Raw genomic sequence first — 25,301 nt, 5'->3', positions numbered from 1 at the left:
TGGATTGCGAAGAAGCTTCCACTATTCTTTTGATTTTTGCCTTATATGATGGATACATTCTTCAATGACTTGATCTTTCATAATAAAACTAAATTGATTTTCCAATCTCAATTCCAATAAATCACCCTCGAGCATGACAGGCCCATTTGTTTCATGATAGTTGTTTGTCCTATCCATTTCGATTACTTGTCCACAAAAAACCGCTTTAACAAATGAACTATGTTGATCGCTCACTTTGTACTCTGCAACAAATTGGAGTTGTCCCAGAATGGCACCTGTTTCTTCAAAGGTCTCTCTTCTCGCTGCTTCTTCAAGGGTTTCAAAGGGTTCTACTTTTCCCCCAGGAAATTCAAGGCCTCTTTTCTTATGATTCGTTAAAAGCCACTTGTCATCTTGCTGGCAGATAACCAGTACATGTTTGGCCTCTTCCTTAAAGGCCTTTTGTTTGAAATCAAGTTCTACTTTATTTCTATTCGCATCGAAAAACTGTATCATTAAAAAACCGCCCTATTTTTTCAATATACTTTTATTATAAGCGAAAAAAGAGACTGACTCAAAAACTAAGGAGTCAGCCTCTTACTCGCCATTATTCTTGTTTGGGTAAGATATTCATACTGTCAATATGGGTTTTTGCCTCTTCATCACCTAATTTATGGAGCATCCCATATACTTTCTGAATCGTATTATCGTAAGCATCGTTTTCCCGGTCGTAATGATATTGGACATATGGAACATGGGCTCTAAAAAAGTTTTGCCACTCGGTGGAATAATTTTGATCAAACAATTCACGCAGTTGGGTTATTTCTTCATCGTCTGCCTGTATTTTGTAACTCCATGTCGAGCTAGTAGCACTTTGTGAAATTTCACCTGTCCCAACATCTATATAATACGTTTTCTTTTGCTCACTCATCATTTCATCCCCTTTTACCTATAGTAGTCCACAAATGAGAAAAATTTATTCTTTTTCAAATTTCGACTATTTTTTAGAAATGAATACGCTATAATGAGCATACAATCAAGAAAACAGATTTTTCAGTAAATTTTTTCCAAGGGTTTATTTTATCTTAATATGGGAATTCAATAAGTTAGGAATGTAAATGATTATTCTAAGGAGGTGTTGCAATTGAAATTGGTGGATGAGTTATATGAAATGTACCGAAACAAGTTAACAGGTGACGAAGAGGATATTGATATGCTCACATTTGCCTTTTTAGAAGAAATGACGCATGAAGACCTTCTTGCCTTAATTCAAGAAATGGATAAACAAGAACTATATGATTTAATGGGTCTTTATTTGATTGAAAGTCTTAAAGGGAAATTTGCACAGGAAGAATACGGTCAACTCCGCACAAATACTTATTATCCTAGAAATATTCATTGATTGTACATACCATTAAAATCAGTTTAAGGAGGCGAGCTAATCAGTCTCCTTTTTGTTTTGCTCTCTAATCAACAAAGACTTATTCATGGTACAATAAAAGAAGAAAAAGGAGTCAAGGAGGCCAAAGCTTTGTATACGGTATTTGTCGTTTGTATTGTCATTGTCATTGTTGTTTTACTTTTGGCTGTAGTAACTACTTCCAAAGCCTATTCCTATAAGCATACAATCGATTCTCTAGAAGAAAATGTTCATATTGACCAAATGAACAAACAAGAGAGTAATCAGGAAAATAAGCCACAATAAAGAGGTTGACCAGAGTCAACCTCTTTATTTTTTATGCAAATACTTGTTTTAAATCCTCTTTACTTTGTTCAAGCCAAAAACGCATTAAGCGTTTGGCGCCTTCTAAATCATGCAGTTTTGCTTGACCGCATTGTCTTTCATTTGCAGCAGGGATATCAATAATTTCAACTGCGTCCTTCATAGTATCCTCAAGAAGATCGATAATCTCCTCTACCGTTGGTTCACCACTTACCACTAGATAATAACCTGTTTGGCAGCCCATTGGGGAGATGTCAATAATATCAAAGTGATCATATTTCTCTGAATGCTTACGAATATTAAACGCAAGCAAGTGTTCCAATGTATGAATCGCATCTGGTTTCATAGCTTGCTTATTTGGCTGGCAAAAACGAATATCATATTTATTAACAATCCCGTCACTACCTACCTTATGAACACCACAGTGTCTTACATAAGGGGCTTTAACAGCATTATGATCTAAATCAAAGCTTTCAACTGAAGGCATAAAGAATCACTCCTTTTATAATCTACCTACTACTATACCGCAAAAACCAAGTTTTTTCATCTACTTAGTACAGTTAAGCATTTAGACGTACATTATAAAATATGGTATGTTTACATTAATCGTAATTAGGGAGTGAAACCCGTGTTGAAAAAAGTTTTTATTTCATTCATTCGTTTTTACCAAATTGTTATCTCACCCATCAAACCACCAACTTGCCGCTTCTACCCTACATGTTCCCATTACGGTTTAGAGGCTATTCAACGGTTTGGTGCCTTCAAGGGAGGATGGCTTACCATCAAACGAATTTTAAAATGTCATCCCTTTCATCCAGGCGGCTTAGATCCTGTTCCTGATAAAGAGAAACATTAATTTTTATAACCATCAACAACTAAATCTAGTTTTCCAGTTTTAGGGTCAATGATTAAACCATGAACTGGCACTTCCTTCGGCATTAAAGGATGGTTTTTAACTATCCCTACACTGTGTACTACGCTCTCAGTCACATTATCAAAGCCATGCAGCCACTGTTCAATATTGATCCCAGAGTATGTAAGTGTATTAAATGTTTCTTCTGAGATCCCTCGCTCTTTCATACTCTCAATTACAGGCTCTGCCTTTAGGCCACTCATTCCACAATCGTGGTGAGCGATGATTAGAACCTCTTTTGCCTTCAATTGATAAAGTGCAATTAGGATACTTCTCATAACACTTCCAAAGGGATGTGAGACAATGGCACCTGCGTCCTTAATAATTTTTGCATCCCCATTACCTAAATTTAAAGCCTTTGGCAATAACTCTAATAAACGAGTATCCATACAAGTGAGGATCACCATTTTTTTATTGGGAAATTTGGTTGTTTCATATTTCTCATATTCGTGCTTTTCCACAAATTGGTGATTGAACTCTAAAATTTCATTTAACAATGTTGATTTTTCCATTTCTTAATCCCACCCTTCTATATAAGCATACATAATATTCCTTAGTTAAAACAAATATTATACTTGCATTTATGGCTTTTTTTTTGTAAGATACTAGAGGAAATCGGAATCGTTCCGTATTATACACTTTTATTTCATTTTTTTATTCTAAAATTTTTTTGACAAATAAATCGTAATAAATCCGATTTAAATATAGGATGAGGAGTTTTTATGAAAAAAATTATTCTATTACTTTCTCTGTTGTTGCCATTAACACTTGTTTTATCGGCATGTTCAGACGGTACCCAACAGTCACAATCAAAAAAAGACAAATTAACGATTTATACAACGGTTTTCCCCTTGCAATATTTTACAGAACGGATTGGTGGGAACTTGGTCGATGTAAAGACCATTTATCCACCTGGCGCCGATGAACATACTTTTGAGCCATCCCAAAAGGATATGATGAATTTGGCTGATTCAGACTTATTATTCTATATTGGGCTTGGACTTGAAGGCTTTGTAGAAAAGGCAAAAGGTACATTAAAAAATGAAAATGTAAAGTTGGTGTCTGTTGCGGATCAACTTCAACTGCCAAAGGAAGATAGCACTCTTCACGAAGAAGAGGATGACGACCATGAGCACCGTGGTGATGTAAATCCACATGTTTGGCTCGATCCTATTTATTCAAAGGAAATGGCAGCCGTTATTCGTGATAGATTAACTAAAGAAATGCCGAAAAATAAAGACCTTTTTGAAGCCAATTATCAGAAGCTGGCAACGGAACTAGATGACCTTAATGCTCAATATCAGCAGACGATTTCAACCGCAAAGCATAAAAAAATAATTGTTACTCATGCTGCATTTGGTTATTGGGAAAAACGGTATGGCATCGAACAAATTAGTATTTCAGGTCTTTCAACAACGAATGAACCTACACAAAAAGAACTTGAAAAAATAATTTCAATTGCTGATCACGACGGCTTACACTATATTCTTTTCGAACAAAACGTCCAATCGAAACTAGGAAAAGTCGTTCAAAAGGAAATTGGTGCAAGGGCCTTACCCATTCACAACCTTGGCATATTATCAAAAAATGACATTAAAAACAAGGAAACATACTTTACATTAATGGCTAAAAATCTAGAATCATTAAAAACTGCACTAAATAACTAATATTCTATCTCCCGAGTCCTTCGGGAGGTTTTTTTTATATGAATAGAAATATTTACATATTCCTCCTTAACATGTAAACAATACATTCATACGTGTTTAACTAGAGAGGGAGATTCACATGGATGATTTATTAATCGCAAGGAGTCTATTTGGAACAACGATGGGCTTCCATATTATCTTTGCTACCATTGGGGTTGGATTACCCTTTATGATATTGACTGCAGAGCTCATTTATCAAAAGACCAAGGATATTGAGTATGTGGTCATGGCTAAAAGATGGACAAAGGCATTTGCCGTTCTTCTCGGAGTAGGCATTCCTACCGGTACCATCGCCGGAGTACAGTTGTCCCTGCTTTGGCCCGGCTTCATGGAAGTGATTGGAAAGGTAATGGCCTTACCCTTTCAAATTGAGATTTATGCTTTCTTCATAGAGGCCTTATTTATGTCGATATATGTCTATGCCGCAGAACGTATTGCCCCATGGATGAGAATTACGAGTTTACTCCTCGTTGCTATCGGAGCAATGGGGTCAGCTGTATTGATTACCAATGTCCATGCCTTTGAAGGGACACCAGCTGGTTTTAATATCGTTAATGGAAAGATTGTAGATGTGGATCCATGGGCAGCTTTCTTTAATCCAAGCTTTTTCGTAACCGCCGGTCATGTAGCACTATCTGCTTATACAACAGGGGCCTTCATTGTAGCAACGGTTTCAGCTTACAAAATGATAAAAGCAGATCGTCCTTCAAGAATTTATCAATTCCATCAAAAAGCCTTGTTACTGAGTCTTATTGTTGGCGGTCTTTTTTCCTTATTGACTGCTCTTAATGGGCATGAATCTGCCCAACTTCTTCATGAATACCAACCAGAGAAGCTGGCGGCTGCTGAAGGATTATTTGAAACTCAGTCCCATGCACCACTTGCGATTGGTGGATTTACAGATCGAGAAACAGAGACCATAAAAGGTGCGATTGAAATACCATGGGCATTAAGTTTTTTAGCTGGAAATAGTTTTGATACTGTTGTTAAAGGGTTACACGATTTCCCTAAAGAACACTGGCCGCCGCTGTTTGTCCATACCCTGTTTAATGGAATGGTTGGTATCGGTTCCCTACTCATTCTCATTTCCTTTATTGGGCTTGCCTGGAAACGAGTGTTGAAAAAAGATCACTTTCCGAAATGGTTAATGTGGCTCTATGTACTTTCTGGTCCTTTGGCGGTTTTAGGAATTGAATTCGGGTGGGTCTTTGCTTGTACAGGAAGGCAGCCATGGACCATTTATCATGTGCTGTCGACGAAGGATTCCGTCACTACGGCAACCAATTTGGGGATATTATTCATCCTATTTGCGATTGTCTATGCGATTTTAGCCTTTTCTGTTCTATTTGTCCTTCGATATTATTTCAAGAAAAATACCGTTATTGATGACCTAAACCGTGCGGATCAAAAAGGAGTACCACTGTTTAGTTCAAATTCATAAGAAGGTGGAACAATCATGTTGGATGTCTATCTTGCCATAACAGTATTATGGGGATTTGTTTTTATTTATGCTGTTATGGCCACAATGGATTTTGGCGCAGGATTTTGGTCGATGTTCTACATTAACCGTAGAAAAACAACAGCTACTAGCATTGCTAACCGCTACCTATCCCCGACATGGGAGGTAACCAATACGTTTATTGTGGCACTTGTTGTTGCCGTTTACAGTCTTTTTCCTAGAGGTGCCTATACGCTGGGTACGATTTTATTAGTACCAGGGAGTCTTATCTTATTACTGTTGTCAATCCGAAGTGCGTTTTTGGTCTTTTCTAACATAGCAGAGGAATACAAAAAGCCGCTTACATACATTTCTGGAATTTCTGGTATTGTCATCCCAGGATTATTAATTAGTGTACTTCCCATTACCCATGGGAACTATGTGAATTTCTCTGAGAACCGGCAAACCTTAGATTTAGCTGGATTGTTTACAAGCCCTAATGAATATGCCTTTTTCGGATTTGCCCTAACAAGTACTCTATTCCTTTCCTCCCTCCTTTTAGCGGACTATTCCAAAGCCTCTGAGGAATTCGAGGCTTACCGTGTCTATCGGAGAGATGCATTAATTATTGGGCCCATTTCTTTAATAATGGCATTTCTTATTATGTTTACTTTAAAAAATGAGGCAGCATGGATTTATGGAAAAATGATGCACGACCTTTCACTACTTTACCTATCACTTGGTTGCTTTTTAGTAGGTGGAATTGGCTTATTGCTGCCATCTCATAAGACAAAGACACCCGGCTGGCCTCGTCTATCTGTTATTGCCATAACCGCACAATATTTAGTAGCCAGTTATGTATATGGCAAGGCGCATTTACCTTATATCGTCTATCCTGAAGTGACGATTCATTCTGCTTTTACCGACCCTAATTCTTTTCGGGCTATTTTTATTACCTATATTGTTGGTTTTGCCATTTTGTTTCCTGGCTTTATTTACTTTTGGAGCTTATTTATGAATGATAAACGCTATTTAAGACAAAGCAAAACGAGCATTCCTAAAAAGTAATATCCCAATTCTGGCAGGCATGTTTTCCATGAAATCATCAAATGCTATTCCTGTATCTTAAAATCCAATAAGGAGTGATACAACAATGGCTAAAGATGTGTTATGTGAAGTAAATAACTGTTCGTTTTGGGCGAAGGGAAATAAATGTAGTGCGGATCAAATTTATGTAGTCAGCCATACTGGTGATACAGCTGATAATAATAGGGAAACGGATTGTAAAACATTTGAACCAAGCGGATTATCATAATCGAGGATAAAGGAAGAACCAGCCGACACCTAGGCTGGTTCTTTCGTATTAGAATTGAAAAGTCTTTTTGGTTAAAAGAATCTCATTAAGTCTCTTCTCATTTACATTAAAACCAATACCTGGTTGATTCGGTACTGTAATAAATCCATTTTCCACGACAACTTCCGGAGTGATGATGTCTTCCTCCCAAAAACGGTTCGATGCACTGATATCTCCTGGTATGGTGAATCCAGGAAGGGAAGCAAGCGCAATATTGTGAGCACGAGATACACCAAATTCAATCATCCCGCCACACCAAACAGGGATATCTCTTTCAAAACAATAGTCATGGATTCTTTTGGCCTCATACAGTCCTCCCACTCGTCCCACTTTGATGTTGATCACCTTACAACTGCCGAACTCGATTGCCTTTCTTGCATCATCAAAACTGACAATGCTTTCATCCAAACAAATAGGAGTCTTCAGTTCTTTTTGAAGCAAGGAGTGTTCTAGAATATCATCTTGTGCAAGCGGCTGCTCAATCATCAGTAGATTAAAATCGTCTAGGGCTTTTAAGCGGTCGATATCTTCTAATGTATACGCAGAATTGGCATCCGCCATAATCGGGATGTCTGGGTAAAAGCGACGAATTTCTGAAAGATAGGAATAATCCTGGCTGGGATGAATCTTAACTTTAATACGCTGATATCCTTCATCAAGATATTGTTCAATCTGATGTAATGCTTTTGAAGTTGAATCTGTTGCTACTACCACACCTGAGGTAACCTGTGAGCGGGTTCCGCCAAGGATGTTTGATAAAGAGTAGGAGTGAATTTTCGCATATAAGTCCCATAAGGCCATTTCTAATGATGCCTTTGCCATATGGTTTCTTCTAATAGAACGAAAGAGGGTGTGAATATCCTCAGGGTGAGTAATTGGATGCTTTTGCAATATCGGGATGAAAAAATCCGTTAACATATGTAAGCTGGTTGAAACTGTTTCTTCTGTGTACCATGGGGATGAAAAAGCCACACCTTCCCCATACCCTGATATCCCCTCTTTATTTGTTACCTTTACAATGATTCCCTCTCGAGTGTCAACGGTACTTAAATGAGTTAAAAAAGGAGATTTTAAGGGCATCTGAATGACAAAAAGTTCAACTGATGCAATCCTCATCATATGTCCTTTCCTTCTTTTAGCCATTCTCTGAGATTTCTTCGCAGTAATTTTTTTGCAGCATTTCTTGGGAGACTTTCAGTAAAATAAAATGCTTTTGGAACCTTATATTTTGCTAGGTGCTGTAAACAAAACTGTCTGAGCACATCCGCCTCTACTTTTCTGCCTTCCCTACATACGATAAATGCAACGGGTACCTGTCCCCATTTCATATCCTCTACACCAGTTACACCAGCTTCGGCCACATCCGAATGGGCGAGCAAGACAGATTCAATTTCAGCTGGATAAATATTTTCTCCCCCTGAAATAATTAAATCAGAACGTCGGTCGATTACAAATAAAAACCCTTCCTCATCAAGATAGCCAATATCTCCGGTATAGAACCAACCATTGCGAACCTTCTCTTCTGTGGCATCCGGTCTATTTAAATAGCCAGGAGTAACATTGGGTCCTTTTACGACAATTTCACCAGCTTCATTTACCTCTGCCATATGTTCATCTTCCAGCCTGATTTGAAGCTGTGCAGGGAACAAAGGCTTACCTGCCGAACCAAGCTTAGTTAAGCTATATTCTGGAGAAAGTGTCACTATTTGTGAGGAGGATTCCGTCATTCCATATGTTTGGAATACAGGTATATCCTTTTCCAAACATGCTTTCAATAAAGGTAACGGTGCAGGTCCTCCGCCCAGTAGCATACAGCGAAAAAGAGGAGGTAGACGCCTCTCCTGCAGTGTATCAACAATCCTGGTTAGCATGGTTCCTACGACAGACATGATGGTGACTTTTTTAGTGGTCAAATCTTCAATCGTTCTTTCCACATCAAAGCTTTCATGTAATACAATAGGCATGCCATAGATGACACTCCGCATCAAAATGGAGAATCCGCTGATATGAAACAGTGGAACCGCACATAACCAGCAATCACTATCCATAAATCCTAAATTTAATGCGGATCCCACCGAACTCCACCAGTGGTTCCCATAGGTTTGTATAACTCCTTTTGGATGACCTGTTGTTCCTGACGTATACATGATCGTACAGGTATCTGATAAGTTGATTTCCTCCTGTATTACTGGAGTTTTTGCTTCCACGTTAAACAAGCCACTTTTTGTCATTGTAGCTAGAGATGGAAGTTCGATTCTTATGGCTTGTTCTATATCTGAAAACGAATCTTCAACAAGGAGAAAGGCTACTTTAGAATCATTCAATTGCCATACTAATTCTGCTGGTGTTAAACGGTTATTCAAAATAACTGCTTTTACCCCTAGCAATTGAAGGGAAAACAAGATCACAATGGTGTCTAGATGATTTTTTAATAAAACTGCTAGGTAAGCATCTTTTTGAACGCCTAGTGCCTGAAGCTGCCCTGCAGTCTTAAAGGAACGTTCATAGAGTTCTTTAAAGGTTAAGGTCTGCTCGTTAAAATAAACTGCCGTCCGATCCGGCGTTAAAAAAACTCGTTTCTTTATGAAGTTAGGAATAGTCTCGTATTGCATTAAATCATCGCCTTCTTTTTTTCTATTAGCTTTGTTAAACAGGTCTGTTGATTTGCGCTCCAGACGCTTCGCTTTCCGTGGGTGTTTCGGCGAGCCTCCTCGGCGCTAGCGCCTGCGGGGTCTCCCCTGAACCATACTCCCACAGGAGTCTTCGCGTCTTCCGCTCCAATCAACAGAGTATAAAAATCAACAATGTCCTTTAACACAGCCTCTATATTAAAAACAGCCTGATGGGGAACCATCAAGCTGTAAGCAATTTTTGATCAAGGAAAACGTGGGAATTGGCCAAAATCAGGTTTACGTTTTTCCTTGAAGGAATCACGGCCTTCTTTTGCTTCATCCGTTGTATAGTAAAGTAATGTAGCGTCACCAGCGAATTGCTGTAGACCAGCTAAGCCGTCAGTATCAGCGTTCATTGCTGCCTTCAAGAAACGAAGGGCAGTTGGGCTTTTCTCAAGAATTTCATTACACCATTGAATTGTTTCTTCTTCGACTTTCTCAAGAGGAACTACTGTATTTACAAGTCCCATATCAAGTGCTTCTTGTGCATTGTATTGACGGCATAAGTACCAAATTTCACGAGCCTTCTTATGTCCGATAATTCTTGCAAGATAGCCTGAACCATAACCAGCATCAAAGCTACCCACTTTAGGGCCAGTTTGTCCAAATCTAGCATTATCAGCAGCAATCGTTAAATCACATACCACATGAAGAACATGTCCTCCACCAATTGCATAACCCTTAACCATTGCAATGACTGGCTTAGGAATCACTCGAATTAAGCGTTGAAGATCAAGAACATTTAATCGTGGAATTTGGTCTTCTCCCACATATCCGCCATGTCCACGAACCGATTGGTCTCCACCAGAACAGAATGCCTTATCACCAGCACCTGTTAATACAATAACTCCCACACTTGAATCATCACGTGCAACCGCAAATGCATCGATTAATTCCGATACGGTTTTCGGTGTAAACGCATTATGTACGTGCGGGCGGTTAATTGTAATTTTTGCAATTCCGTTATATGTTTCATATAAAATCTCATCATATTTACGTCCTGCAATCCATTCTACTGTCAAAATGATATCCTCCTTTATTATGTATTAAGAAAGTCACTTACTATTGTACCAAACTTTTCTTTTTCTTCCACATGAATTGCATGTCCACTGTTTTCAAAAATCGTCCAAGTTCCGTTTTTCAACTCCTTGAGCATTTTTTCCGCTAGTAAACAAAACTTATTATCTTTTTTACCAGTAAGCAGTAGGACATCCATTTCTAGTTCATTCAACCTTCCCCACCAGGAAGGCTGTGCCCCAGTGCCCATGCCTAACAAGCTATTGGCAAGCCCGATTGGCGAATTGTTTAAACGTTGACTTCTTAAGGTTTCATTGATTGACTTTGGCAAACTCTTCATGGTCGAAAACAAGGGAATCTCCTCCCAGTAATCGACAAATTCTTGAATTCCACGTTCTTTAATAAACTTTGCAAGTTCAGCATCTTTCATTCGGCGAAGTTTTCTTTCAGTTTCTGTTAAAAGGCCTGGAGAGGCACTTTCTAAAACCAACTTACGAACTTTTTCAGGAAAGAGTATGGCAAAGGTAAGGGCAAGTCTGCCACCCATTGAATAACCCAGTACATCTACTTGGTGCACCCCAAGATGATCGAGGATCTTGTTTAAATCATGAGCAGCAGATTCTATACGATATCGCTCTATTCCTTCAGGGGACTCCGTTTTCCCATGACCGATAATATCAACAAGGATTACCTTAGAACGCTTACACCACGCTTCAACAAAAGGAGTCCAGGTTGTTCCATCGCCTGTAAATCCATGTAAACAAACAAGAGGAAACCCATTCCCATTTACCTCGACATGATAATTAAGCCCTTCAATCACTACATCCATTAATGAGCTCCTTTGACAAATTCTGATATTTCCTGGGAAACAGAACGCCAAATTTCGCGGTGCTCGTCACGATTTTTTTCTCTGTTCGTTGCCACCTCATAAACATTAATACCGGACTGGTCAACTGACTTTTTCATTTCTAATTCGAACTGATCCCAATTTTGGATTTTTGAAAAGTTTCCATTAAACATGCGAACGGCGTGCTCAAATTCTATATTTAACGGTGTACCAAACAATAGTTCAAAATTCTTAGGATGTTCTGACTGTGGAAGGAAGGAAAAAATCCCGCCCCCATTATTATTCACTAAGATAATATGGATATCAATATCGTAAAGCTTTGCTGCGATAAGGCCATTTAAATCATGGAAAAAGGTTAAATCGCCTAGCACTAGATATAATGAATCAGAATACAAGGCTGCTCCTAGTGCTGTTGACACAGTACCATCAATTCCGTTAGCACCTCTGTTAGCCATGATCTTAATGGATTTACCATTATTAAGAAAGAAACTATCTAAGTCGCGAATCGGCATGCTATTTCCAACAAATAGAGTTGCACCTTCAGGCAATAAATCTGCTAATTGGTAAAACAGACGCCCCTCACTTAATTCTGTGATATCTCGTATTTGACTCATATTCGATTTCGTCAACTCGTTTACCTTACGCCATTCTTCTAAGAATGCAGAAGAAATTTTGCTTTCATTAAAGTGAAGCAGCTTGTTACAAAATAAAGTCTCATTACAAAATACCATTTCAGTAGATAACGATGCTGGGTCACGCCAGCCTCCCCCACCATCGATTACATATTGCTCCGCTGTATGATTTTCTTTTAAGAAAATCGTTAATGCCTTCGAGATCGGCATGGGCCCGAATCGAATCACCACTTCCGGCTTCAGATAGGCTTTGGCATCCTCATTTCGTAAAAATGTATCATACGTTTCAATTATATTTTCATGACTATGTTCCCCGCTTCTTAATTGAGATAACGGGTCCGCCAAAATTGGATAGTTTAATGAGGTGGATAGTTTGGTAACAGCATCAGCAAAATTTGTGTCTTCCAGATTCCCACATACAATGATGCCTCTTTCTTTTTCCTTTAAATTTACTGCTATTTCTTTTAAATACTCATCATCTATAGTTAATTCCCCATTTTGAACCTTAACATATCCTTTTGGCCGTTCTGTTAATTGGAACAGATTTTCATCCATTTTAGGGATAAGTGGCTCCCTAAATGGAAAATTCAAATGGACTGGTCCAGATGGTGCCCCTTTTGCAATAGAGGTGGCGCGAGCACAGATTGTCCGGGCGTAACGGATCATTTCGACACTATTCTCTGGTAAAGCCATTTCCGCAAACCACTTAACATGTTTTCCATATAAATGAATTTGGTCAATTGCCTGTGGAGCACCTACTTCTCTTAACTCATGTGGCCTGTCTGCTGTCAGCACAATTAATGGCACTCTTGAGTAGCGTGCCTCAACAATGGCTGGAAAATAATTAGCTGCAGCAGTGCCAGAGGTACAAAGAATGGCTACAGGTCTATTTGTTGCTTTTGCTATTCCTAAGGCAAAAAAAGCCGCTGAGCGCTCATCCACATGGATATGAACCTTCAAATCAGGGTGTTCTGCCATCACCATCGCCATGGGGGTAGACCTTGAGCCCGGGCTTACGACAACATCTGTGATCCCTGAAGAAAATAGCTCTGCAACAAAGGCAGCGATATATGCGGTTAATGCTTCTTGATGATTCATATTATTGTCCTCCAAGAGCTCGAAGCATGGGTCTAAACTTCAAACTCGTCTCCAAATATTCACTTTCTGCATTCGAGTCTGCAACCACACCACATCCAGCAAACAACGAAGCCTCCTTGCCCTGAATTAGACCAGAACGAATTGAAACTGCAAATTCACCATTCTGCCTATAATCTACCCAACCTAAGGGAGCTGCATAAAAACCACGGTCTAAATCCTCCACCTGTCTAATTTTTTCAACTGCAGCCTCTTTTGGTAACCCTCCGAGTGCAGGAGTAGGATGAAGCCGTTCAACTAAGAGCAATAAGGAAGCTGCATGATTACATTTTCCAATTACTGGTGTGTACAAGTGTTGAATATCTCTAATCTTCATTAACTGCGGTTTAGCCGGGAGAATGATTTCTTCACATGATTCTTCCAGGGCTTCCTTAATCATTTCCACTACATAACCATGCTCGATTAAGTTCTTCTGATCGTTTAATAACGTCTCACCTAAAGTTTGGTCTTCCTCTTCGGTCTTACCCCTTGAAATAGAGCCAGCAAGACATGTAGAGTACACTTCAGTCCCCTGTTTTTTAACAAGCCTCTCTGGTGAAGCACCGATAAAGCAATCCCCATTCGACTCAAAAGCAAAAATAAAGCTTTCGTGCTGCTGGGTGTACAATTTATTCAGTACATCCTCTGCCTCTACTAAGTCGTTAAAAACAAGTCTCAATTCACGTGCAAGGACAACCTTTTTTAAAGGACCATTTGTTAACTCATTCACAACTCCATCAACAGTGGTTTTCCATTTTTCAGGTAGTATCTCTCTTTTTTCAACTAATGCACTTGGTAGTGGTTTATATTTTCGTTCTAAGGAATGGAATAGTTGATTTCTTTCTTCAACAATCTTGCTGAATAAAGACAAGTCATCATGTGGTGTACAAACTGTGTTGATAGTTAAAAAGGCCTTTCCATGAACAATACTTAATAAGTATTTAGGAATATGAAATAAGGAATCCGCAAATTTAGACCAGAGTTCTGTTTTTTCTTTATAAGGATCAAATGAAAAACCACCAAACATGACAGGACCAGTACCGATCTCATTAAAGTCGTTGTAAATAAGGCTATCCTTTAAGAAGTTTTTCCACTCCTTCTCAACAAGAAAAAAGCGGTCAGTAGCCTGATCCGACTGAATTTGTTTAGCGATCCCAAGTCCAATAAGAATGACCTCATTTGTAGGATCCTTCCAGAAAAAACGTTCTCCTTGGTAGCGGTCTTTTCCTGCATTAAAAAATTGTAGTGGGTGAATCATGTCCATTTGATGAACTTCACTAATTAAAATGGGCCGACCGAGTTCTTTCGCACGATTAACAGCCGAAAGACCCCTTTCAATTATTTCCGTTTCTTGAATGGTAACCAAACAAATCCCTCCAAAACAGCCGAAATGACTGTTATCCATTCATTTTAAGCTTTATATTAGATACTATTCCCATTGTAAAGAAGTCAATATTACTTGTCACTACTAAAACTGCCTTCATTCCTTATTATATATCAAATTGTCACCTTTTGGGTGAAAACGGATTTATCATTACTTTGATTGTCCCACCAACCAACTAATAATAATCGAACAGGTATTATCTTCTAGTTTTGATAGCAAAAATTAATTGACACTATTACAGGAATTCCATACACTTAGTTTTGGGCATAAGCCCATACAACACTACTAATTGTACTTCATATAGAGAATAAATTTAGAAAAGGGAGAGAATAATATGCAGCCAAATATACAGCAGAATTCGAAGCCTGCCGTTGAAACAAATCGTGGCTTTCAAGTTTGGTGGCAAATGACCCGACCACATACATTAACTGCTGCTTTCGTACCGGTTATACTAGGTACTGCACTTGCATTAAAATCAGGCAAAATTCACTTCGGTTTATTTTTGGCCATGCTAATCGCTAGTTTATTAATTCAAGCAGCCACTAATATGTTTAATGAGTACTTTGATTTTAAACGCGGCCTTGATAATGAACATTCAGTCGGAATTGGCGGCTCCATTGTTCGTGATGGAATTAAGCCTAATACAGTTATGAAAATTGCTTTAAGCTTGTATGGAATAGCCCTTTTATTAGGAGTATATATTTGTTTGAACAGCAGCTGGTGGCTGGCAGCAGTTGGTCTTGTTTGTATGGCAGTTGGCTATCTATATAGTGGTGGTCCATTACCGATAGCTTACACACCATTTGGTGAATTATTTTCAGGCTTTTTCATGGGAATGTTAATCATTCTGATTACTTTCTTTATCCAAACAGGGACTGTTACCAAGACAAGTATCCTTATTTCCATTCCAATATTAGTGTTGGTTGGCGCGATTAATTTTTCAAATAACATTCGTGACCTTGATGGTGATAAAGAAAATGGCCGTAAAACATTAGCCATTCTAATTGGGAAAAAGAAAGCCATCCGCTTATTAGCTGTCATGTTTATCTTTTCTTACATTTGGATTCTTGGGCTTATTATTAGCAATGAGGCACCCATTTGGACAGCCGTTGTTATACTAAGTGCACCAAAAGCAATCAAAGCAATCAAAGGTTTTATCGAAGGTACGCTGCCAATTCAAATGGCACCAGCAATGAAGGCAACTGCCCAAACCAATACAATTTTCGGATTTTTATTAGCAGTTGGGATTTTCATCGGACATTATATTTAAATAAAACAAAGAAAGCTTCTGCCAATTTAGCAGAAGCTTTTTTTGTTAAATTGATTTAATCCCCCATATACCATCCGCGTACTCTTGAATGGTTCGGTCACTTGAAAAATAACCTGCATGAGCAATGTTCGTTAAACTCATTCTTTGCCATCTTAAAGAATCATTAAACGCTTCCCCAACAGAACGTTGAATATCAGCATAGGAAGCAAAATCCTTCAAGACAAAATATTGATCGTTTTCCTCAAGTAGTGAATCAAAAATAGGCTCAAATTCGTTGTAGACTCCAGGGAAAAATCCGTTTACCAGTTGATCGACTGCCTGGCGAATTCTAACATCATGGTGATAATAGTCAACGGATTGGTATCCTCCATGTTGATAATAATGGAGAACTTCTTCTGCACTAAGACCAAAAGTAAAAATATTTGAGTCGCCCACTAATTCCTTTATTTCAATATTTGCACCATCTAATGTCCCTACCGTTAATGCGCCATTGATCATGAATTTCATATTTCCCGTACCTGACGCTTCTTTGCTTGCCGTCGAGATTTGTTCACTTACATCGGCAGCAGGAAAGACTTTTTCAGCTAAAGAAACACGATAATTCTCCAAGAAAATGACTTTCAGGCGGTCATTCACTTTTGGGTCATTATTTATTTTTTCAGCCACCGTATTAATTAATTTGATAATTTTCTTTGCATAATAATAGCCCGGAGATGCTTTTGCTCCAAAAATAAACACTCTTGGTACAAGTGAGAAGCTAGAATCCTCTCTAATTCTGTTATAAAGGTGCATAATATGTACCACATTTAACAATTGACGCTTGTAGGCATGTAGTCGTTTCACTTGGACATCGAAAATTGCCTGAGTATCTACAGCCACTCCCGTCCTATCAAGAATAATATCTGCCAGTACCCGCTTATTTTCCTTTTTTATTTTAAGGAGCTTCTCTAAAAATGCGGTATCATGTTGAAAATTAAGTAAGCTAGAGAGCTCTGTACCTGAATAAGTCCAGGTTTCCCCAATCGACTCAGTGATAAGGGACGATAATTTCGGGTTGGCTTTGAGCAGCCAACGACGGTGTGCAATTCCGTTTGTTTTGTTATTAAACTTTTCAGGATATAGCTGATAGAACTGATTCATTTCCCGCTGCTTTAATATCTCCGTATGCAGCTTCGCTACACCATTGACACTAAAGCTTCCGACAATCGCTAAATGTGCCATTTTTACAAAATCATCTGCAAGGATTGCAAGTCCCCTTATTCGCTCCCAATCACCTGGCGTTTGAGTCCATAACTCCCGGCAGAACCGTTCATTAATTTCTTCAATTATCATATAAATCCTAGGAAGTAAGGGCTGAAAAATATGGATTGGCCATTTTTCCAAAGCTTCTGATAAGGTTGTATGATTGGTATATGAGATTGTATTTTGTGTAATGTCCCATGCCTGTTCCCAGTCGAATCCTTCCTCATCAATGAGGATCCTCATTAACTCAGGAATAGCAAGTACTGGGTGAGTATCGTTGATATGAATACAAATATGTTCATGGAGTTGATTTAAGCTAGTATGTTGTTTTCTGTAGCTTCTAATAATGGATTGGATACTTGCTGAAACGAGAAAATATTGCTGTTTTAATCTTAAAATTTTCCCGTCATCATGCGTATCGTCCGGATATAAAAACTCAGAAATCGATTCGGTTTCTCGCTTATATTTTAAGATATCCTTATGAAAAGGAAATTGCGATGGTTCCGCATTCCAAAGTCTTAAAGTATTAATGGTATTTGATTTATATCCTATGACTGGCATATCATGAGGCACAGCTGTAACGGTTTCCGCATTTAGATGATGAAAGACAAGACGTCCGTTTTCCATTTTGGCTTCCACCTTACCCCAAAATGGAATTTTTACCGCATAGTCTACTTTCCTAATTTCCCAAACATTGCCGCTCCTCAGCCATTGCTCAGGTAACTCCACTTGATAGCCATCCACAATTTTTTGTTCAAATAAACCATGTTTATACCGTATTCCATGACCATGCCCCGGAAGATTAAGAGATGCAAGGGAGTCTAAAAAGCAGGCGGCTAATCTTCCTAAGCCGCCGTTTCCCAGACCCGCATCCGCTTCTAATTCTTCTAATTCTCCCAGATCAATCCCCAGTTCTTGGAGACCTTCTTGGACAGTTTCTTCGATTCCTAAATTGATTAAATTTTGCCTTAGTAACTTTCCTAATAGATATTCAATGGAAAGATAATATACCTGCTTACCTTGGGCAGCATGGTACCGTTCGTTTGTAGCAATCCAGTCATTACTAACATATTCGCGGATCAAGTTCCCTAGTGTTTGGTAGTGGTCTCTACTAGAGCTTTCAGAGAAACTCTTCCCACATAGCATCTCAAGCCTCTTTAAAAAGGTCTTCTTAAACTCAGTGGTACTAGAAAACATGGGTTTCACTCCTTGAGATGAGCTCCGCATAGAGCTGGTTATATCGGAATGCGGACTGTGCCCAGCTATTATCCATTTTCATTGCTTGCGTGACAATGGTTTCCCACACTTCACGGTCATGATAAAAGCTAATCGCTCTTTGAATAGTATAAAGCATGTCATGAGCGTTAAAGTTTTTAAAGGAGAATCCATTTCCTTCACCAGTAAATTCATTCCAGGCATTGACTGTATCGTTTAGGCCTCCCGTTTCACGAACAATTGGTACCGCACCATATTTCATAGCAATCAACTGGCCGAGTCCGCATGGTTCGAACAAGGATGGCATTAAAAAGATGTCAGCGGCAGCATACAACTTATGGGCAAGCTCTTCATTAAAACCAGTATGAACCTTTAATTTTTCAGGATAAATACGGGCAGCATGCCTTAAGTGTTCTTCGTATTCGTAATCACCCGTTCCAAGAATGATGATTTGAATATCCTCTTGTAGAAGATCGCGCAGGACACATTTCACTAAATCAAGTCCCTTTTGCTTCGTTAGTCTTGAGATCATTACGAGTAAAGGAGTTCTTGAGCTTTGTGGCAGGTCAAACCGTTTTTGAATCTCGCTCTTATTGATTGATTTTTTTTGGTGATTATTCGCTGTATAGGTTTGGTAAATCAATTCATCCTCCGCTGGATTGTAAAAGTCCTCGTCTATTCCATTTAGAATACCAAGGAGATCTTCATTTCTCTCCCTCAGAAGTCCATCCAGTTTTTCACCAAAGACTGGCGTTTGAATCTCCTCTTTATAGGTCGGGCTTACGGTGGTGATTTTATCCGCTGCAACCAATGCACCCTTCATAAAGTTAACATTGCCAAAAAACTCTAAGGTGTTTGGACGAAAGACTTGATAGTCGAGTCCAAGTAAATCACCGAGCACCTCTTTAGGAAATATACCCTGAAATTGAAGATTATGAATCGTAAACATCGTCTTAATTAGACCGTACCCTTTTCTCTTGTAATATTCCGTTCTTAATAGAAAAGGAATCATCGCCGTATGCCAATCATGACAATGCATAACATCAGGAAAAAAATTCAGCTGAGCGATTGTTTCAAGTACGGCCCGATTAAAATAGGCAAATCTCTCGCCATCATCATAATAGCCATAGAGATTTTCTCGCTTAAAATAGTATTCATTATCTACAAAATAGTAGGTAACCCCCTGATGAGTAAGCTCTTCAATGCCACAATATTGATTTCTCCAACCAACAGGAACAGTAAATTCTTTTATCTTTTTCATTTCCATTTTATACTCTTCAGAAATGGTTCCATATTTAGGTAAAATTACCCTAACATCTGTTCCTAGGTTTTTTAGTTCTTTAGGAAGTGAACCAGCAACATCTGCTAGACCTCCAGATTTTGCAAAAGGACCACATTCCGAAACAGCAAATAATACTTTCACGAGTTCATCAACGCTCCTTGTTTCGTTCCTTTTCGAATCACATATGGGGAACGAGCAGTTCCGACTAAGTGGGTTCCTGCCTCTACTCTCACATCTTTATCTAGAATAACTGAATCTAGATAACAATTCTCTTCTATATGGCATTTCTGCATGATAATACAGTTCTTAATCACTGCACCTTTACCAATTTTAACTCCACGGGAAACGATACTATTTTCAACATGACCATTAATTAAACAGCCATTTGCAATCATTGCGTTTTTCACTTCAGAACCTTTTACATATTTGGTCGGAGGTTCGTCCTTTACCTTTGTAATAATCGGCTGTTCTTTGATAAAGAGTTTTTTCCATACATCAGGCTGCAACAAGTTCATGCTAGTAGAAAAGTAGTTTTCAATGGTATCAATCATTACCGCATGACCCTCATAATTATAGCGGCAAATCGTGTAGTCATTATGTAGATCATTTACTACATCCTTCATGCACGTATATCCTGTTTCATTTCTTGTTTCAATTAGCTTTATTAATAAAGAAGTTTTAATTAAATACATCTCCATTGGACGGCCATCTTTATGATGGATTTCAGTGATATCACATCCATTTTCGCTATGCCAATTAAGAACAGAATGAAAGGTCATGTTAAAAACGGTATAACAATTAGAAATAATTGCATATTCCTGTGTACTTCGATAAAAGAAGTCCAGATTCGCGGCAAAATGCTCAAATGATCCGATTTTATTACCGTCGTTATCAACAATTGGAGACGGGAAAAAGAAAAGTCCATCCCGCTTTCGATTTAGATCCCAGTTTTTTCCTGAACCAAGATGATCCATAAGCGAGCGATATTGCATTTTTGGAAAAATAGCTACACTTCGTATCCCTGAATTCACCATATTTGATAACACAAAATCTATAATCCGATATCTACCCGCAAAAGGTAGTGCTGCCAGTGACCGGTGAGTTAATAAATCTTCCAAATCCTCATGGTAAGTAGTGGCATCAATGACACCTAAAAGCTTTCTTTTCACTCCGAACCCCTCCAATTAATAAAATAGGAAACGCCTTTTCAGGGGCCTACTTTAGCCCCTAAATATTAATTAAAAAGCAGGATACAGTCCGCTTAACATTTCGTTCGTAACTAAAACAATCTCCCCATCAAAAGAACGAATTACTGTTCCGTCTGGTATTTGAACGTCGCACGGAACAATTGCTTTTTCAATCAAGCAATTATTTCCGATTGTGGCATCTGGCATGATGACAGATTCCTTAATAATAGAGCCGCTTCCCACCGTTACCCCTTGGAATAATACAGATTGATCGATTTCACCTTCAATCGTACATCCCTCATTGATTAATGATTCCTTAACCACTGCATTTGGTGAGATATATTGTGGAGGTTGGTTCGGATTGACAGAGTATATTCTCCAATCATGATCAAATAAATCTAGGTCACAATCCTCTCCTAACAAATCCATGTTTGCTTCCCAAAGGCTTTGCACCGTTCCAACGTCCTTCCAATATCCTTTAAATGGATAAGCAAACATTTTCTTATTTTCCTCTAAAAGCATCGGAATCACATCTTTACCAAAATCATGGCTTGATTCAGGATTTCGGTCGTCCATTTCTAAAAATTCCTTTAGAACATTCCAGCTGAAAATATAAATGCCCATGGAAGCAAGATTGTTCTTTGGATTCGCCGGTTTTTCCTCAAACTCTACTATTCTCATATCCTCGGTTGTATTCATGATGCCAAATCGACTCGCTTCGACCCACGGTACCTCGATTAAGGAAATCGTTACATCTGCCCTTTTTTGAATATGATAGTCAAGCATACTTTCATAGTTCATTTTGTAGATATGGTCACCAGATAGGATTAATACATATTCCGGCTGATATTGCTTCAGATAATTTAAGTTTTGATAGATGGCACTTGCAGTACCTGTATACCACTTAACTTCAGAAGATTCACTGTATGGAGGTAAAACGGTAACTCCTCCATCTTTACGATCTAGGTCCCATGCACTGCCAATTCCAATATAAGAATTTAACAGCAAGGGTTGGTATTGAGTAAGAACACCGACCGTATCTATACCAGAATTTGCACAGTTGCTTAGCGTAAAATCTATAATACGGTATTTTCCACCAAATGGTACCGCTGGCTTTGCCAAATCCTTTGTTAGGGAATTAAGTCTGCTACCTTTCCCTCCTGCTAATAGCATGGCTACGCACTTTTTCTTTGCCATTTCCTTTTCGCTCCTTTCGTTTTTTAACCGGTCTAATTATTTGAAAACCGAATGGGGGAATGCTGATGTCTATTGAGTATGTTTGACCATGGAATGGTTCTTCTAATGCAACAATGGTCTTTTTGTTAACCATTCCCTTTCCACCGTATTCTTTTTGATCACTAGTGAAAATTTCTCGATACTCTCCTGGTAGAGGAACACCGACTTTATATACTGGGTAACTGACGCCAGTGAAGTTGCAAATAATGATTAAATGATCCTCTTCTTTTTTACCTTTTCGAATAAAGGAGAAGATTGATTGATGACTGTTATCCACGTCAATCCATTGAAACCCTTCCTGTAAATGATCCAGTTCATAAAGGGCTTTTGAGCGCTTATACACCTTAGTTAGCACTTTCACATAGTCATTTAGGCTTCGGTGCATGTCATAGTCCATTAAGTGCCAATCAAGTTGTTCTTTATCCTTCCATTCGGCAAACTGCCCAAATTCAAATCCCATAAATAAAAGTTTTTTTCCTGGGTGTGCAAACATATAGCCGAGCAGAAGCCTTAATTGAGCAAATTTTTCCCAGTATTCGCCTGGCATCTTATCTAGCAACGATTTCTTCCCATGTACCACTTCATCATGTGAAAAGGGGAGCATAAAGTTTTCTGAAAACGCATATAAAAGTGAAAAAGTAACTTTTGAATGGGCCTGCTGCCTTAAATATGGAGGGGTTTCCATATATTCCAACATGTCATTCATCCAACCCATATTCCATTTGTAATCAAAGCCAAGACCGCCATAATGGACGGGTGCTGTAACTTGTGGAAAATCAGTTGAATCCTCACCAATCATTAAAAAATGTGGATCGTATTCATGAATTTCTTGATTTAATTTCTTTAAAAAATTTATTCCAAATGGATTCTCACTCTTACCGTTTGATGCATTCGGCCAATAAATGATATTTGCCACCGCATCCATTCGGAAACCATCAATATGGAAATATTCCATCCAATACCGAGCATTTGAAATGAGGAAACTTTGAACTTCTCCCTTATCAAGGTCAAAGTTTGCTGTACCCCATACAAGATTTTCTCTATCGCATTCATGCTTATAGGAATAGATATGAGTACCATCAAAGCGATAAAGTCCATGAGCATCTTTACAAAAATGTCCTGGTACCCAATCAAGAATGACACCAATACCATTCTGATGACATTGGTCTACAAACTGTCGAAAGTCATCTGGTGTTCCATACCTTGAAGTGACTGAGAAATAACCTGTACCTTGATAACCCCATGAATCGTCGAGCGGGTGCTCGACAATTGGCAACAGCTCTATATGAGTAAAACCATGCTCAATTACGTACGGTATTAGCTCTGATGCTAGTTCTTGATAAGTTAAGTATTCATTGTTGGTTTTCTTCCTCCAGGAACCCATATGAACCTCATAAATGATGGCTGGTTCAGATAGGAAGTTCTTTTTTCCTCTACGATTCATCCAATGATTATCTTGCCACTTATAGTTATTTAGTGAATAAACGATCGAAGCCGTCATTGGTCTTATTTCAGAATAAAACGCGAATGGATCTGCCTTTAGCAATCTTTCTCCCGTTTGTGAGAAAATTTCATACTTATAAAGACTTCCTGTCATGTCCTGCTTCAAGATTAGAATCCATACGCCTTCATTGTTAACCCTTTGTAATTCATACCCTTCACCATTCCAGTTGTTAAAATCCCCTGCAAGTCTTACCTGACGGGCATTAGGGGCCCATACGCAAAAGCGTGTGTATACTTGATCGGAATTCTTGAAGATATGAGCGCCAAAAAGCTGATGACTTTGAAAGAAGTTTCCTTCATGAAATAAGTGCAGCTGATAATCAGTAGGAAATAACGTGTTCACTGTCATGGCTATCCTCATCCCCATTGAAAATATGTATTTCAAAGACCAATTATAATTCCAAATGGTTGATATGCCTCCAAAAACTTTTTTATCTTTTCTGACAATTACTGTTGTAAACTGCTATAAAGAGGCATTTTCCAACAATATTCAACACCAAACGACAAATAAAACATCGTGAATCGACAGGAATCTTTAAAGTTTTTCTGATTTTTTTTATAAAAATCCTTTAAAAAAATTATTTGATTTATAACACGTTAAAGTAGTAAATTTTTAAGAAATGCAGTATTTTGTAAGCGTTATCAATTTTGGTTCCGGGTGAAAATCCTCTAAATTGTTATTTCCCTATAATATTTTCACGGTTGATGAGGTTTGTGATTCTTAAAATGGAGTAAAGGGACCTTTTAGCTAGTGTATGAGGAAATAGTCACAGAAATGGAGAGATGAATTTTTAAAGCTGCTTTGGTCACATATGAGGGGAATGGCCTAGGGTGCTCGATTAGTCTTGAATGTAGCATTTGGTTACGTACATGCCGTCTATGTTACCCATATGGTTGTTTTATGTTGTGTTCGGTCACGTAGGGGTCGTCTACGTTACCCATAGGATTGTTTTACGTTGTGTTCGGTCACGTAGGAGCCGTCTATGTTACCCATACGATTGTTTTACGTTGTGTTCGGTCACGTAGGAACCGTCTATGTTACCCATAGGATTGTTTTATGTTGTGTTCGGTCACGTAGGAGCCTTCTAAGTTACCCATATAGTTGTTTTAAGTTGTGTCCGGTCACGTAGGAACCGTCTACGTTACCCATATGGTTGTTTTACGTTGTGTTCGGTCACGTAGGGGTCGTCTACGTTACCCATATGGATTTTTTACGTTGTGTTTGGTCACGTAGGAGCTGTCTACGTTACCCATACGATTGTTTTACGTTGTGTTCGGTCACGTAGGAACCGTCTACGTTACCCATATAGTTGTTTTAAGTTGTGTCCGGTCACGTAGGAACCGTCTACGTTACCCATATGGTTGTTTTACGTTGTGTTCGGTCACGTAGGGGTCGTCTACGTTACCCATATGGATTTTTTACGTTGTGTTTGGTCTCGTAGGAACCGTCTACGTTACCCATGTGGTTGTTTTACGTTGTGTTTGGTCACGTAGGAGCTGTCTACGTTACCCATAGGATTGTTTTATGTTGTGTTCGGTCACGTAGGAGCCGTCTACGTTACCCATA

Annotated in this window: 23 protein-coding genes; 8 read left to right on the top strand and 15 right to left on the bottom strand. The window is 38.7% G+C overall.

Annotation, left to right across the window (positions count from 1 at the left end; all coding sequences use genetic code 11):
• Nucleotides 1–21: 21 nt before the first annotated feature.
• On the bottom strand, nt 22–495 hold the full coding sequence (gene ytkD / locus ABES03_RS01300; RefSeq protein WP_430114467.1) for an RNA deprotection pyrophosphohydrolase: 474 nt from the start codon (nt 493–495) through the stop codon (nt 22–24).
• A 91-nt stretch (nt 496–586) separates the two neighbouring features.
• Nucleotides 587–913: a hydrolase gene (locus ABES03_RS01295; protein ID WP_430114465.1), complete on the bottom strand. Its 327-nt coding sequence runs from the start codon at nt 911–913 to the stop codon at nt 587–589.
• A gap of 210 nt (nt 914–1,123) precedes the next feature.
• On the opposite strand from ABES03_RS01295, the gene ABES03_RS01290 reads away from it, so the two are divergent.
• Together ABES03_RS01290 and ytzI are read left to right on the top strand one after the other, a co-directional pair.
• A complete protein-coding gene (locus ABES03_RS01290; protein WP_308082813.1) occupies nt 1,124–1,381 on the top strand; it encodes a DUF6154 family protein in 258 nt (85 codons plus the stop codon).
• Between the two features lie 129 nt (nt 1,382–1,510).
• Complete coding sequence (gene ytzI / locus ABES03_RS01285) at nt 1,511–1,684, top strand: YtzI protein (protein WP_430114463.1); 174 nt, start codon at nt 1,511–1,513, stop codon at nt 1,682–1,684.
• Between the two features lie 31 nt (nt 1,685–1,715).
• Here ytzI and ABES03_RS01280 read toward each other — a convergent pair whose 3' ends face one another.
• On the bottom strand, nt 1,716–2,189 hold the full coding sequence (locus tag ABES03_RS01280) for an S-ribosylhomocysteine lyase (RefSeq protein ID WP_308082811.1): 474 nt from the start codon (nt 2,187–2,189) through the stop codon (nt 1,716–1,718).
• Nucleotides 2,190–2,333: 144 nt separating this feature from the next.
• On the opposite strand from ABES03_RS01280, the gene yidD reads away from it, so the two are divergent.
• Complete coding sequence (yidD, locus tag ABES03_RS01275; RefSeq protein ID WP_430114572.1) at nt 2,334–2,558, top strand: membrane protein insertion efficiency factor YidD; 225 nt, start codon at nt 2,334–2,336, stop codon at nt 2,556–2,558.
• Here yidD and ABES03_RS01270 read toward each other — a convergent pair.
• A complete protein-coding gene (locus ABES03_RS01270) occupies nt 2,555–3,127 on the bottom strand; it encodes a beta-class carbonic anhydrase (protein ID WP_430114461.1) in 573 nt (190 codons plus the stop codon). The two genes, yidD and ABES03_RS01270, sit on opposite strands and share 4 nt — an antisense overlap.
• A gap of 210 nt (nt 3,128–3,337) precedes the next feature.
• Here ABES03_RS01270 and ABES03_RS01265 point away from each other — a divergent pair, with 210 nt between their 5' ends.
• The 4 genes from ABES03_RS01265 (at nt 3,338) to ABES03_RS01250 (ending at nt 7,074) form a co-directional block, all read left to right on the top strand.
• Nucleotides 3,338–4,282: a metal ABC transporter solute-binding protein, Zn/Mn family gene (locus ABES03_RS01265; protein ID WP_430114459.1), complete on the top strand. Its 945-nt coding sequence runs from the start codon at nt 3,338–3,340 to the stop codon at nt 4,280–4,282.
• Between the two features lie 118 nt (nt 4,283–4,400).
• Complete coding sequence (locus tag ABES03_RS01260; protein WP_430114457.1) at nt 4,401–5,762, top strand: cytochrome ubiquinol oxidase subunit I; 1,362 nt, start codon at nt 4,401–4,403, stop codon at nt 5,760–5,762.
• Nucleotides 5,763–5,777: 15 nt separating this feature from the next.
• Nucleotides 5,778–6,827, top strand: a complete 1,050-nt coding sequence (locus tag ABES03_RS01255; protein WP_430114455.1) for a cytochrome d ubiquinol oxidase subunit II — start codon at nt 5,778–5,780, stop codon at nt 6,825–6,827.
• Nucleotides 6,828–6,912: 85 nt separating this feature from the next.
• Complete coding sequence (locus ABES03_RS01250; protein ID WP_430114453.1) at nt 6,913–7,074, top strand: DUF1540 domain-containing protein; 162 nt, start codon at nt 6,913–6,915, stop codon at nt 7,072–7,074.
• A 48-nt stretch (nt 7,075–7,122) separates the two neighbouring features.
• Here ABES03_RS01250 and menC read toward each other — a convergent pair whose 3' ends face one another.
• The 6 genes from menC to ABES03_RS01220 form a co-directional block, all read right to left on the bottom strand.
• Nucleotides 7,123–8,229: an o-succinylbenzoate synthase gene (gene menC, locus ABES03_RS01245; RefSeq protein WP_430114570.1), complete on the bottom strand. Its 1,107-nt coding sequence runs from the start codon at nt 8,227–8,229 to the stop codon at nt 7,123–7,125.
• Nucleotides 8,229–9,725, bottom strand: a complete 1,497-nt coding sequence (locus ABES03_RS01240; RefSeq protein ID WP_430114451.1) for an o-succinylbenzoate--CoA ligase — start codon at nt 9,723–9,725, stop codon at nt 8,229–8,231. The genes menC and ABES03_RS01240 overlap by 1 nt, the downstream gene beginning before the upstream one ends.
• 263 nt (nt 9,726–9,988) lie before the next feature.
• Complete coding sequence (gene menB, locus ABES03_RS01235; protein ID WP_430114449.1) at nt 9,989–10,807, bottom strand: 1,4-dihydroxy-2-naphthoyl-CoA synthase; 819 nt, start codon at nt 10,805–10,807, stop codon at nt 9,989–9,991.
• 17 nt (nt 10,808–10,824) lie between these two features.
• Nucleotides 10,825–11,631, bottom strand: a complete 807-nt coding sequence (gene menH, locus ABES03_RS01230) for a 2-succinyl-6-hydroxy-2,4-cyclohexadiene-1-carboxylate synthase (protein WP_430114446.1) — start codon at nt 11,629–11,631, stop codon at nt 10,825–10,827.
• Nucleotides 11,631–13,379 carry a 2-succinyl-5-enolpyruvyl-6-hydroxy-3-cyclohexene-1-carboxylic-acid synthase gene (gene menD / locus ABES03_RS01225; RefSeq protein ID WP_430114444.1) on the bottom strand — a complete coding sequence of 583 codons (1,749 nt, stop codon included), beginning with the start codon at nt 13,377–13,379 and terminating at the stop codon, nt 11,631–11,633. The genes menH and menD overlap by 1 nt, the downstream gene beginning before the upstream one ends.
• A gap of 1 nt (nt 13,380) precedes the next feature.
• Nucleotides 13,381–14,781, bottom strand: coding sequence for an isochorismate synthase (locus ABES03_RS01220; protein WP_430114442.1), 1,401 nt, complete (start codon nt 14,779–14,781; stop codon nt 13,381–13,383).
• A 352-nt stretch (nt 14,782–15,133) separates the two neighbouring features.
• Here ABES03_RS01220 and ABES03_RS01215 point away from each other — a divergent pair, with 352 nt between their 5' ends.
• Complete coding sequence (locus ABES03_RS01215) at nt 15,134–16,069, top strand: 1,4-dihydroxy-2-naphthoate polyprenyltransferase (RefSeq protein ID WP_430114440.1); 936 nt, start codon at nt 15,134–15,136, stop codon at nt 16,067–16,069.
• A gap of 45 nt (nt 16,070–16,114) precedes the next feature.
• Here the strand turns inward: ABES03_RS01215 and ABES03_RS01210 are convergent, their stop codons facing one another.
• From ABES03_RS01210 to glgB, 5 genes are all read right to left on the bottom strand, one after another.
• A complete protein-coding gene (locus ABES03_RS01210; protein ID WP_430114438.1) occupies nt 16,115–18,508 on the bottom strand; it encodes a glycogen/starch/alpha-glucan phosphorylase in 2,394 nt (797 codons plus the stop codon).
• Entirely contained in the window at nt 18,498–19,949 is a 1,452-nt protein-coding gene (glgA, locus tag ABES03_RS01205; RefSeq protein WP_430114435.1) for a glycogen synthase GlgA, read from the bottom strand. Before glgA ends, ABES03_RS01210 begins: the two co-directional genes overlap by 11 nt.
• Entirely contained in the window at nt 19,946–20,977 is a 1,032-nt protein-coding gene (locus tag ABES03_RS01200; RefSeq protein ID WP_430114433.1) for a sugar phosphate nucleotidyltransferase, read from the bottom strand. The genes glgA and ABES03_RS01200 overlap by 4 nt, the downstream gene beginning before the upstream one ends.
• 69 nt (nt 20,978–21,046) lie before the next feature.
• Complete coding sequence (locus ABES03_RS01195) at nt 21,047–22,192, bottom strand: glucose-1-phosphate adenylyltransferase (protein ID WP_430114430.1); 1,146 nt, start codon at nt 22,190–22,192, stop codon at nt 21,047–21,049.
• Nucleotides 22,143–24,083, bottom strand: a complete 1,941-nt coding sequence (gene glgB / locus ABES03_RS01190; RefSeq protein WP_430114428.1) for a 1,4-alpha-glucan branching protein GlgB — start codon at nt 24,081–24,083, stop codon at nt 22,143–22,145. The genes ABES03_RS01195 and glgB overlap by 50 nt, the downstream gene beginning before the upstream one ends.
• Nucleotides 24,084–25,301: the final 1,218 nt, after the last annotated feature.

It is taken from the genome of Neobacillus rhizosphaerae, assembly GCF_050477885.1.
In the GTDB taxonomy this organism is placed as follows: Bacteria; Bacillota; Bacilli; order Bacillales; family Cytobacillaceae; genus Neobacillus; species Neobacillus rhizosphaerae_A.
Note: the sequence above shows the minus strand (reverse complement) of the source record. Positions and strands in the feature narration are given on the sequence as shown.